The organism is Enterococcus sp. 2201sp1_2201st1_C11_2201SCRN_220225, assembly GCF_040925905.1.
GTDB classification, from domain to species: Bacteria; Bacillota; Bacilli; order Lactobacillales; family Enterococcaceae; genus Enterococcus_C; species Enterococcus_C asini_A.
The window spans coordinates 25,137-37,542 of record NZ_JBCOJC010000011.1 but is presented as its reverse complement, the minus strand read 5'-3'; the positions used below and the strand labels follow the sequence as shown (position 1 = coordinate 37,542).

Genomic DNA, 12,406 nt, shown 5'->3' with positions numbered 1-12,406 from the left:
CTCAGTTGTTGGTTTCCGTATCCCCTTTAAACAAATTAATCAAGGTAAACAATGGCGGAATGGCGGTAATCAACACACTGACTACCCCAGAAATCGCCGTAATTGCTCCTAGCTGTAAGCCTTCAATCAATTCCACTTGTGGTGTGACAAACTGTCCGAATAAGAAGTTTAACACCATCATGGCAATGGCTACATAATAAGGATATTTCGGTGCACTTTCACCAGCGGCTAAGAGTTGATTGGCCTTGAAATAACGAAAAATCAAAAAGACCAACACCCCAAAATTGAAAATTAAAAAGCCTCGGTACGCAATTCCCGTATTGTAATCAAACATTTTCTGGGCATACTTTTCATACACACTGTAATCTTCCAGAGTATCCGTAAAGGATTTGACAATCGATCCAATCCCCAACAACGCGGAAAGGCAACTGGTAATCAAGATGAAAAAATTCCACTTCTTCGCTTTCCCTAAATAATTTTTTGGCTCTTTCATTTTCTCCACACTCCCATTTCAAAAACTTTTTTTCCCACCATTGTGATGGTTATCACTAATTGTAGCGCAAATAAAAATCTCGTCCACCCATGTTAAATTTTCGTGATAAAAAACAGATCATTTTAAGAAAAATGCTTATGAGATGTACTTTTTGCTTTAATTAAAAGAACTAGACATTTTCTTCGGGTACTCTTTTTTCCAAGACAAAAACCCCCGTCGCGACGAAACGACGGGGGGTAAGAGGAAATACAATTATTAAATATGAATTGGCAAACCTAACGCCAATTCTGCGGTATCCATGGTGATTTCACCTAGTGATGGATGAGGGTGAATCGTCAAAGCGATATCTTCGGCGTTCATGCCAGATTCAATGGCTAGAGCTAATTCTGAAACCATATCAGAAGCGCCGACACCGGCGATTTGGGCACCGATGATCACATTGTCATCGACAGTGGTCACCAAACGCATGAAGCCTTCTGTTTTGTCCAAAGAAATGGCCCGACCGTTACCGGCAAATGGGAATTTGAAGGCTTTGGCATCGTAGCCTTGTTCCTTGGCTTCTTTAATGGTTAACCCAACGGAAGCTAACTCAGGATCGGTAAAGGCCACGGCAGGCATAGCAGTGTAATCCACGGCCACTTTTTTACCAGAGATTGCTTCTGCGGCAATTTTTGCTTCATAGCTGGCTTTGTGAGCAAGAGCTGCACCAGGAACGATGTCGCCAATGGCAAAGATGTTCTTCACATTGGTGCGACCTTGTGCATCTACGGTAATCAAGCCTCGTTCGCCTACTTCAACACCGGCTTGTTCTAGACCTAAATCGTCAGTGTTTGCCCGACGACCCACGGTAACCATGACATAGTCTGCTACGACAGATTGTTCTTTGCCGTCCGCTTCGTATTTCACAGTAACGCTATCGCCGTTGTCAATGGCTTCTTTGGCCATGGCACTGGTAATCACTGTGACACCTTTTTTCTTAAAGTCGGCTTCCACTACTTTTACCATATCTTTTTCATAGGTTGGCAAGATTTGTGGGGAACCTTCTAAAATGGTCACTTCAGCACCAAGGTTGGCATAAGCGCTACCTAGTTCGGCACCGATGACGCCGCCGCCAATAATGACGAATTTCTTCGGTACTTCTTTTAAGTTCAAACCACCAGTGGAATCCAAAATGCGGCCGCCAAACTTGAAGCCTTTGATTTCAATAGGACGAGAACCAGTAGCGATAATCGCATTATTGAAGGAATAGGTTTGGGCAGAATCAGGATGAATTACCCGCAATGTGTGGTCATCTACAAAGAACGCTTCTCCCCAGATGATTTCCACCTTGTGTTTTTTCAATAACATTTCCACGCCACCGGTTAATTTAGGTACCACTTGGGTATCTTTCCAGTTTTGGGTTTTGGTAAAGTCTAATTTCACGTTTTCGGCGGTTACACCAAAAGTTGATGAATCTTTGGCTTCTTGATAATGGTGACCGGCAGCAATCAAGGCTTTGGAAGGGATACAGCCCACATTCAGACAAACCCCACCGATAAATTCCCGTTCAATAATGGCAACTTTTTGGCCCATTTCAGCGGCGCGAATGGCAGCTACATAGCCGCCAGGTCCCGCACCGATTACTACTGTATCTAATTCAATGGCAAAATCTCCAACTACCATACTTTTCTCATCCTTCCATCAACATCAACTCAGGCTCAGCCAAGAGTCGTTTGATGTTGTTCATTGCTTTTTGTGCAGTGGCGCCGTCCACGATTCGGTGATCGAAGCTTAGAGAAAGTTTCATCACGCGACCTACGACGATTTCTCCTTCAGCGTTGACGATTGGTTGTTGGGCAATTGTACCCACACCTAAAATCGCCACTTCAGGATAGTTGATAACCGGGGTAAAGAAGCCGCCACCAACAGAACCGATATTACTAATGGTAATGGTACCATTGCGCATATCTTCGGCAGATAACTTGCCATCATGAGCCAAGGCTGCTTTTTCATTGATTTCATCTGCAATGGCAAAGAGTCCTTTTGTATCGGCATTTTTCACGTTTGGTACATACAAGCCGTGATCTGTATCGGTAGCAATCCCGATATTATAGTAGTGTTTGTAGACGATTTCTTGGTTGGCATCATCTAATGAAGCATTTAGTACTGGGAATTTCTTCACAGTAGCAGTCAAAGCTTTCACCACATATGGCAAGAAAGTTAACTTCGTATTTTGAGCTGCGGCCACTTCTTTGAACCGTTTGCGGTTGTCCCACAATTTCGAAACTTCCACTTCATCATGTAAAGTAACATGAGGGGCGGTGTGTTTGCTGTTGACCATCGCTTTGGCAATGGCTTTCCGGGTTGGTGTCATGGCTACTCGTTCTTCCATGTCCCCAAGATTTGAAGTGAAAGCTTTTGGTTTAGCTGCTGGCGCGGTGCTTTCAGCAGGAGTTGCTTTTTCTGCTGGCTCTTGGCTAGCAGGTGCTGCTGTATTGGCTACAGGTGCGCCACCACCAGAGATAAAGGCTTCGACATCGGCTTTGGTTACGCGACCGCCTTTGCCACTTGGGGTAACTTCACTGATATCCACGTCTTTTTCCCGAGCAAATTGACGGACAGATGGCATAGCCAAGACTTTTTTGCCGCTGTCTTTAGCCGCTTTGCCTGTTGCTTCACTAGGAGCGATTGCTGCCGCAGTTGCCGCTGGTGTTTCGGCTTGAGCGGTTTTAGCTTCTGGTTGGGCAGGTGCCGCTGGGGCATCGTTATGTCCGGGAGCATCGATTTCCACTAAGACATCCCCTACGTTTGCCACAGTGCCTTCTGGAACGATGACGTTTTTAACCGTACCAGTCACTGGAGACGGAATTTCTTCTACTGATTTATCATTTTGAACTTCTAATAAGGTGTCGTCTTCATTGATGGTATCGCCAGCTTTGACGAACCATTTGACGATTTCGCCTTCTGCAATGCCTTCGCCGATATCCGGTAATTTAAATTGGTAAACACCGCCGGCACTGGCAGGAGCAGCTGATGCTGGAGCTTCAGAAGCTGGAGTGGCACTTTCTTCAGCACTTGGCGCATCGTTGCCTTCCGCACCGGGAGCGTCGATTTCCACTAAGACATCTCCCACGTTGGCTACTGTACCTTCTGAAACTAAAATATTTTTTACCGTCCCCGTTACAGGAGATGGAATTTCTTCTACTGATTTATCATTTTGGACTTCTAATAAAGTATCGTCTTCATTGATAGTATCGCCGGGTTTTACAAACCATTTGACGATTTCTCCTTCTGCGATCCCTTCACCGATATCCGGTAATTTAAATTGATAGGCCATTGTTCTACTTCCCTTCCATTATCCCTTAAAAGTTCATAGTTTCTTTGACTTTGGCTTCGATATCCGCCGCATTTGGCAACCAGATGTTTTCTGCTTGTCCAAATGGGAAAATCGTATCTGGTGCAGAAACTCGACCGATTGGTGCTTGCAAGGACAAGATGGCTCGTTCTGAAATTTCAGAAACCACTTGACCGCCGACACCGGCTTGTTTTTGGGCTTCTTGAACTACAACTACCCGACCAGTTTTTTCCACAGAGTCAATAATCGTCTTCATATCCAATGGTGCCACAGTGCGAAGATCAATGATTTCCACATCGATGTTTTCTTTGGCCAAGTTGTCCGCCGCTTTTTTCGCTTCACGAACCATGGCGCCATAGGTAATGATGGAAATGTCTTTTCCTTCCCGGGTAACCGCTGCTTTATCCAATGGTACTTCATAGGATTCATCCGGCACTTCTTCACGGAAAGAACGATAAAGTTTCATGTGTTCCAAGAAAACCACTGGGTCATTGCTACGAATAGAAGCAATTAATAACCCTTTGGCATCGTAAGGATTGGAAGGAATGACCACCCGCAAACCAGGGGATTGAGCCATTAAACCTTCTAAGTTATCAGAGTGAAGTTCTGGTGTATGCACACCGCCACCAAATGGGGAACGAATGGTGATTGGTAAATTACGAGTGCCGCCCATACGGTAACGAGTCCGCGCCATTTGCCCCACAATTTCATCCATGGTTTCAAAGACAAAGCCGAAGAATTGAATTTCAGGCACTGGACGGAATCCTTCTAAAGCTAACCCAAAGGCCAAACCGCCGATTCCAGATTCTGCTAGAGGAGTATCAAAGACCCGGTCTTCACCGAACTTGTCTTGTAAGCCTTCCGTTGCCCGGAAAACCCCGCCGTTTTTCCCTACGTCTTCCCCAAAAACCAGAACATCTTGATCTTTTTCCATTTCCAAAGCCAATGCATCTGTAATGGCTTGAATCATTGTTTTTTGCGCCATGATTATTTCGACTCCTTCGCTTCGTAAATTGCAATTTGTTCACGAATAGATTGTGGTGCGACTTCGTACATATTTTTCAAGAAGTCGGAAACTTTTTGTTTTGGCACCCGATCAGCTTCGGCAATTGCTTGTTTGATTTCTTCTTTCGTAGCTTCAATGACTTCTTCTTCCTTGGCTTCAGACCAAAGACCTTTTTCCGTCAAATAATTCCGCATCCGAATCAATGGATCTTTCTTTTGCCATTCCCCATCCAATTCTTTAGAACGGTAACGGGTTGGATCATCACCAGACAAAGTATGAGGACCATAACGATAGGTCAACGTTTCAATTAAAACCGGGCCATTGCCATTTGCGGCCCATTCACGAGCAGCTTTTGACACACTGTAAACTGCCAAAGCATCCATCCCGTCTACTTGAATCCCTGGAATACCAGCAGCAGCTGCTTTTTGAGCCAAGGTTTCTGCGGCCGATTGTTTTGCCCGCGGTGTAGAAATCGCAAAACCGTTATTTTGGATAAAGAAAACACCATTTGCATGGTAAGAACCAGTAAAGTTAATTGCTTCATAGAAATCCCCCTGGGAGGAACCGCCGTCACCGGTATAAGCAAAGGCAACGTTTTTCTTGCCGTGTTTCTTAAAGCCCAATGCTACTCCGGCTGCTTGAACGTATTGTGCACCGATAATGATTTGTGGAGGCATCGCTTTCAAATCTTCTGGATAGAGGTTTCCTGCCACATGCCCTCTTGACCACAAGAATGCTTCTTTTAGTGGCAAGCCGTGTTGGACTAATTGAGGGACATCACGATAACCTGGGAATAAATAATCTTCTTTTTCAAAAGCAAAATGGCTGGCCAATTGGCTGGCTTCTTGTCCAGCAGTTGGCGCATAAAAACCTAAACGTCCTTGTCGGTTCAAAGCTGTTGACCGTTGATCCAATACCCGAGACCAAACCATCCGACGCATTAATTCTACTAATTCATCATCTGTTAAATCCGGAATCAACTCCTTGTTTGTAACCTTCCCTACTTCATCAATTGCTTGATAAGTGGGAAAGTCTGCATTGACTTCTGCTAACAGCTTGTTAAAATCGATAACTTCTTTCGCCATGTCTTACACTTTCCTCTCTGATTTTCTGCTGGTGTAACAGCTCTCTACGCTGTATCATTACCAGAAAATGATTACTCTTTTAATTTAGCACCAGTTCACAGATTTGACAAGTATTACGCTCTTCTTTCCTCCCAAGACTTTCTTTAGTAAAGAATCGGTATTTTCCTGACTTTGCGCTTTTTTTCACAGAATGTATCCCCTTTCCTATACTGAACACGTTTCTGTGGGGCTGCGAAAAAACAGCAACCTGTGAAAACTGCCAAAAACTGTAACAGTGCGTTATCACTGTTACACAACTAATCAGATAGAGACGTATTTGTCAAATACTACGCTTAATAGTAAGCGTTTTCTAATTATTGCAAGTTTTTCACAAACTCCTAGCTCTCCATAAAAAAGAAAGTAACGGGTGCCTTATCCTGATGTTACGAGGGAATTCTGGTTTAAGGTGAGAAGTCCCCTACGATAAGAGCAGATGAGACCAAAACTACAGAAAGAACCTGCAACATAAATTATTTTCAAGTGATAACAGCGAATGTCCTAACACTCTCCTCGAGGAAGCAGATGACAAAAAAATATTTGCAACAATCGGTGCGTCTTAGTCCGTAGAACGAACATCACCATACGTTTAAAGAGAAAAAGTGAATTACAATGACTAAGCTTGATAAAATCAAGCTTAGTCATTGTTTGAAATTTTTAACGATGAAAAGACAAGCAACTTCCCATGATTTTAATGGAAGTTGCTTGTCTTTTGCTCGTGGCTCACGTTTGGTATTGTTCGATTCGAAGGACGGTGACACAACTATTGTTATATCCCTTTTCAGCAAATTTATTTTTTAATACAAATCATCATAAAAACCTTCTTCTAACATCTCTAAGGTTTCCAACCCTGCCATAATGCCGTCGCTGATTTCTTCTCGCAAGTCCTTTAATTGGCGGTTGGTGATTTCTTCTGCTGCTTCCATAAAGCCAAAAAACTTTCGCAGACTGGTACCGGTACGTTTTACACTACGGGCATTGGCCCACAGCGCTTTAGACACAAACCAATCACTTAAAAAATCATAGGGACTCGCCTCAGGAGATAAGACGGTATTAATTTGATAATAAAGTAAGAAATCGTCTACATACACACTGACATTAAAACGATGATCCTCGGCAGCCCGACTACTGAGACCATCGGCTATCAAGTAGTCTTTAAAAGCGAGTAACATTTTTTCGTTGTTTTCGCGAATTTCATCGGCAATTTTTTCATACTGATTATAGGAGCCATCGCGCCCTTCATAAGCTTGCCATTTCTGATAATCCGTCCAAGTCTTTTCAATTACCACTTTTTCAGGAAGGGTGACCTCGTTGATTGCGAAAGGATGTTCAAACATTTTGCGGGTCAACTCTTCTGCGTTTCGATACTCCTGTTTTGCAAAAGGAATGTGGCTGGCTTTTAAACTCAGCTCTTTTTGCACGCCCCAAGACAGGTTTGCGGTGGTGATTTTTTGGCTGACCACTTGTTCTGCCACCGATAAATAGCCTAAAACACTTCTCTGAAAACCGGCACTTACTTCCAAGTCTTTGGCTAGTTCAAAATAAGTTTCAATTTTAGCTTTAGGGATTTTGATTGCTTTTAGCACTTTACGGATCCCTTTTAAGATTTCTTCCGCCAACTGTTCTTTATTTTTGGCATTCACATCACTGATTACCACCGTTAAATAAGTAGCATCGTTCATCAATAATAGAATCTTTTTGCGATTTATATTGAAATACGTCCCATGCCAAGAAAACAAGGGATTGGCCAATGAAAAAGCCTTGGCCGCTTCTTTATCGGCAACTTTATTTATTTCAGAAAACAAGGGCAGACTCTTTTTTGTCGGATTAATAATCATCAGCAGTGCTCCTTTGTTATTTGTCTAAAAATAGCATAGCACGCCACCAACTCCTTGACAACTTACAACCAGCTGCCCGTCCGAGAAATATAGAATCTTTTGACTGCTTCCATTGTTATTAAATACCCTATAACAATCATACCAAACCATAGAAAATACAGCTTAGGTAAACTCACAAAGTCAAATACTTGGCGCAACGGGGTTAACACCAGGAAAAAACCAACCACTAAAGCGCTAAGGCTGGCCAAAAGTACTGGCCAAGCGGCGTGACTTTTGACAAATGACAGCTTGCGGGTACGAATGACATGCACCACTAAGGTTTGAGTAGTCAAACCGACTAAAAACCAACCTGTTTGAAACAAGCCTGCCGATTGTAAATTATTGGCACCAAAGACAAACCACATCACCAAGTAGGTGAAAATATCAAAGAGCGAACTCACCGGCCCAATTGCTAAGGTGAAGCGGAAAATATCCTTAATCTGCCAGTTAGCCGGTTGCTGCAATTCCTCTGAATCCACGTGATCCCAAGGAATCGTCAGTTGCGCAAAGTCATAAATCAGATTTTGTACCAAGAGTTGTAAGGAAATCATCGGCAAAAAGGGCAAAAAGGCGCTGGCTACTAAGATGGAAAAAACATTGCCAAAATTAGAAGACAAAGTAATCTTGATGTATTTCATCATATTGTAAAAGACTTTTCGGCCTTCCAAAACACCGGTTTCCAAAACTTGTAGTGATTTTTCTAAGAGAATAATCGAGCTGGCATCTTTGGTGATATCCGCTGCGGTGTCCACGGAGATACCCACGTCAGCTTTTCTAAGGGCGGGAGCATCGTTAATCCCATCACCCATAAAACCGACAGTATGCCCTTTTGTTTGCATGATGCCAATTAAGCGAGCTTTTTGCATGGGATTTAATTTGGCGTATAAATTGGTAGCTTCGACTTTTTCTGCTAATTCTAGGTCACTTAAGGTTTCGATTTGACTGCCTAGTAACACTTCGCCTACTTCAATGCCCACATCCTTGCAGACTTTTTTGGCCACTAAGGCATTGTCTCCGGTTAAGACTTTTACACTGACACCATGTTCTTTTAACGCTGCCAAGGCGCTGGCCGCAGAAGCTTTGGCCGGATCCAAAAAGCCCATGTACCCAATTAATGTCAATTCTTTTTCGTCTTCTACTGTATAAGTGGCATCTTTGTGGGCATCTTTTTTGACTGCCACAGCTAACACCCGCATCCCTGCTTCATTTAATTGACGGTTTAACTGGCTCATTTTTTGGCGTAACTTCGCCGTTAATGGTTGGACTTGACCGGCAATTTCCACGTATTGACAGACATCTGCCATCTCTTCAACGGCACCTTTTGTAATCATCAGCTGGTGATCCTCCGCTTTTACCACCACCGACAACCGCCGCCGAGAAAAGTCAAAGGGCAATTCATCAATCTTTAAAATTTGCTCATAAGGAAGTTGGCGTTTTTGCTCTTGATAATACTCAATCACCGCCACATCCATCACATTTTTCCAACCCGTTTGGTAATAAGCGTTCAAAAAAGCCATATCTAAAACTTGGTGATCCACTTCACCTAAAGGATTCAAGTGTTCCACTAAGACCACTTTATCTTCTGTAATCGTACCGGTTTTATCGGTACAGAGAATATCCATCGCCCCTAGATTTTGAATCGCCGGCAGTTCTTTTACAATCACTTTATGACGAGACAAGTTCATAGCACCCTTTGCCAAGTTACTTGTGACAATCATGGGCAACATTTCCGGGGTCAACCCTACCGCCACGGCAATGGCAAAGAAAAAGGCCGAACCCCAGTCTCCTTTGGTCACACCATTTAATAAAAAGACGACTGGAAACAAAATGAACACCATGGATAAAAGCAGTTTGCTGACTTTTTTCAAGCCGATATCAAAGGCGGTATCCCCGCGTTTTTGGGTAGCATTATGGGCAATGTCACCAAAAAAGGTGTTTTGACCTGTCTTCAAAATAATCGCCTGACCTTGACCACTTAAAACATCAGTACCCATAAAGACCAAATCAGGAAAATCCACCGCGGACAACTCTTTGGTAGCGCCAGTTTGTCCGACGCCTTTTTCCACTGGCAGTGATTCACCGGTTAAAGACGACTGATTGACAAATAAATCCTTGGTCCACAACAGTAAAGCATCCGCTGGAATCATATCCCCAGTAGCCAATGTAATCAAATCCCCCGGCACTACTTCATCCATGGGAATTTCCCGACTTTTGCCATTGCGAACTACGGTGGCAGTATTTTCAATCATTTCTTTTAAGGCAAAGCTGGCTTTTTCCGAACGATATTCTTGAATGAAAGTAATCGTAATCGAAGCCAAAATCATGCCACCCATGACAACGACTGCTTCCAAATCCCCAGTGATTCCCGAAACAATCATCAATAAAGCTAAAACTAGTACAAAGGGATCTTTTAGCGCATCAAAAATAATTTGCCAAATGGACCGGGGCTTTTTGGCATTGACTTGATTTAAGCCATACTCAGCCAACCGTTTTTTAGCATCAGCTTCTGATAAACCGCCTTTTGAAGTGCGCAAGTGCATCAAAAGCTCTCGCTCAGATAGTTGGGCCAATTTTTTCAATTCTACATCTTTTGTTAGTGTTTTTTTATTCATGTTATTTCCTCCTTAACCTTTAGGAGGAAATTCCCCCTAAAGCATATCTTATCTCTGGCCTAAAACTGGGGGCATCCATTTCCCTCATCCTCTCTTTAGAAAAATTATAAAAACGCTTTTTTATGAAGCGCATTTTATGCTACAATTCAATGACACAAGTCCCATTAAAATTTTTGGAACAACGAAAAAACGCGCGCTCCACAATGAGCGCGCGCAAAAAAGGCTACGTTATGTCATCGTAGAGCTTTAGCACTATAGGGCGTAGACTAGCGTACTAGTCAGCTGCATTGGGAATAACCTTCACGATTAGTCCTGTCCTACCATCTAAGAGTCTCTCGATTCTTTCGCGGCAGCAGCCTGTGTCCATATAGGAGCCTCACCTAACAATTATTTACTTATTATTACTTGTTCATCATAGCCTGTTTTTTTATTCAGGTCAATGATTTCCCATTAATTTTCAGAAAAGGAGAAAATGATGGAGTTACGACACCTACTCAGCCGAGACCAACAAAGGCAACTCGCCCTTTTAAGTTTTTTTTATGAACGAGACGATTTGGCAACTGAAGGGCAACTATTGGAGATAAGCCAAGTTTCCCTCAGTATTTTACAAAAAGACTTGGAGCAAATTGCCATACATCACCCGGAACTGTCTGTTACAAAAGACGATCAAGGCTACCATTTGATTCAAAAAACGCCATTGAGCTTTAACTTAATTAAATCGCGAATTTTGAATCAATGCCCCCAGATTTCCCTTTTGCGCCTGTTACTTTTTGAAGAGTGCCAAAGCCAAGCACAAGCAGCCGAAAAGCTTTACCTCAGCACTTCCAGCACCCATCGTTATTTGGAAAACTTACAAGACACATTGGCGCTTTGGCCGATTACCATCAAACTTCGCCCATTGCGCTTAGAAGGTTCTGAGGTCCATATCCGCCGTCTTTACACCGCCTTATACCGAGAAGTCCAGCTCTGGTCGGAATCTTTTTTTGCCACACCTAAACAAGATCAAGCAGCTCGAAAATACTTAGCGGACTATTTGCAAAGCCAGCACTTGCCTCCGTCTAATTATGTGATGAATAAGCTTTTTGCCAGTTTTTATGTAGCCAGCATTCGCCACCATTGCGGTCATTTTTTACGCCGGAAACAAGAGCACGCCTTTTTAGAAGATCCCACAACTTATTTGACCACTCCTCTGGAAACTGCCTTAACAAAAGCCCCGGTAAATCAACTGGAACAACAAGATCTTTTATGGCTGTTATTTGAAGACTACGTTTTATTCAAAGAAGAACATTATCACCATGCTCTGAAAACCAATCCCAGACTGAAGCTAGTGCACAAGTTTAATCAGTCCTTTCTAGCTTTTTTAATGGCTCACTATCAGCTAAAGCTTACGGCAGAAAAGCAAAAAGACATCTTATTTCAATTTGCAAGAGACAATGAAGTCTTTGGCCCACCAAAGGATATGCTGCAAATCTTGCGCCACCCTCGGCATTTTTTCTTGAAGAAAACCCAACTTTTTTACCCTCAAGAAGTGGCGGATTTAAAAATAAGCATCCAAACTTTCTGTAAACAACGCCAGGAGAGCACCACCAAAGAATTTTTAGAGCATCTCTTATATTTGGTGCTCCAAGAACTTCCAGAAACCGTTCTTGACCGAAAACCATTGCGCATTTTGGTGATGAGTGATCTTTCAGCCAGCCACAACGCCCATTTGGTGGCTATTTTAGAAAAACATTTAGGCGCCAATCTGGAATTTCACATTTTGGATCAAGTCTTTTACAGCGATGAAGACTTACTCGATCATTTTCAGCAATATGATCTGCTGTTGACTACCCTCTTGCCTTCACAAAACATGCAGGACTTGCCGGTTTTGGTGATTCCCAGTTTTATGGATTTTAAAGAACTGGATCGGATTCACCGAAAGATTCAGGAGATTCGCAATGGGGCTTGTTCGTAAGTTATGCCC

Annotated in this window: 8 protein-coding genes and 1 riboswitch; of the genes, 1 reads left to right on the top strand and 7 read right to left on the bottom strand. The window is 42.9% G+C overall.

Annotation, left to right across the window (positions count from 1 at the left end):
• Window position 1: 1 nt before the first annotated feature.
• From AB5754_RS04685 to mgtA, 7 genes are all read right to left on the bottom strand, one after another.
• Window positions 2-493 (bottom strand): hypothetical protein, encoded by a 492-nt coding sequence (locus AB5754_RS04685; protein ID WP_368259485.1) that lies wholly within the window; start codon window positions 491-493, stop codon window positions 2-4.
• Between the two features lie 255 nt (window positions 494-748).
• Window positions 749-2,155, bottom strand: coding sequence for a dihydrolipoyl dehydrogenase (gene lpdA / locus AB5754_RS04680; protein WP_368251716.1), 1,407 nt, complete (start codon window positions 2,153-2,155; stop codon window positions 749-751).
• Window positions 2,156-2,162: 7 nt separating this feature from the next.
• On the bottom strand, window positions 2,163-3,809 hold the full coding sequence (locus AB5754_RS04675; protein ID WP_368251715.1) for a dihydrolipoyllysine-residue acetyltransferase: 1,647 nt from the start codon (window positions 3,807-3,809) through the stop codon (window positions 2,163-2,165).
• 25 nt (window positions 3,810-3,834) lie between these two features.
• Window positions 3,835-4,812, bottom strand: a complete 978-nt coding sequence (locus AB5754_RS04670) for an alpha-ketoacid dehydrogenase subunit beta (RefSeq protein ID WP_311833374.1) — start codon at window positions 4,810-4,812, stop codon at window positions 3,835-3,837.
• A gap of 2 nt (window positions 4,813-4,814) precedes the next feature.
• Window positions 4,815-5,918, bottom strand: a complete 1,104-nt coding sequence (gene pdhA / locus AB5754_RS04665) for a pyruvate dehydrogenase (acetyl-transferring) E1 component subunit alpha (RefSeq protein WP_311833373.1) — start codon at window positions 5,916-5,918, stop codon at window positions 4,815-4,817.
• An 833-nt stretch (window positions 5,919-6,751) separates the two neighbouring features.
• Window positions 6,752-7,792, bottom strand: a complete 1,041-nt coding sequence (locus AB5754_RS04660) for a hypothetical protein (protein WP_368251712.1) — start codon at window positions 7,790-7,792, stop codon at window positions 6,752-6,754.
• A gap of 62 nt (window positions 7,793-7,854) precedes the next feature.
• On the bottom strand, window positions 7,855-10,443 hold the full coding sequence (mgtA, locus tag AB5754_RS04655; RefSeq protein WP_368259484.1) for a magnesium-translocating P-type ATPase: 2,589 nt from the start codon (window positions 10,441-10,443) through the stop codon (window positions 7,855-7,857).
• Between the two features lie 224 nt (window positions 10,444-10,667).
• Window positions 10,668-10,838: riboswitch (M-box (ykoK) riboswitch) on the bottom strand.
• An 80-nt stretch (window positions 10,839-10,918) separates the two neighbouring features.
• Here mgtA and AB5754_RS04650 point away from each other — a divergent pair.
• Complete coding sequence (locus tag AB5754_RS04650) at window positions 10,919-12,397, top strand: helix-turn-helix domain-containing protein (protein ID WP_368251708.1); 1,479 nt, start codon at window positions 10,919-10,921, stop codon at window positions 12,395-12,397.
• The last annotated feature ends 9 nt before the right edge of the window (window positions 12,398-12,406 follow it).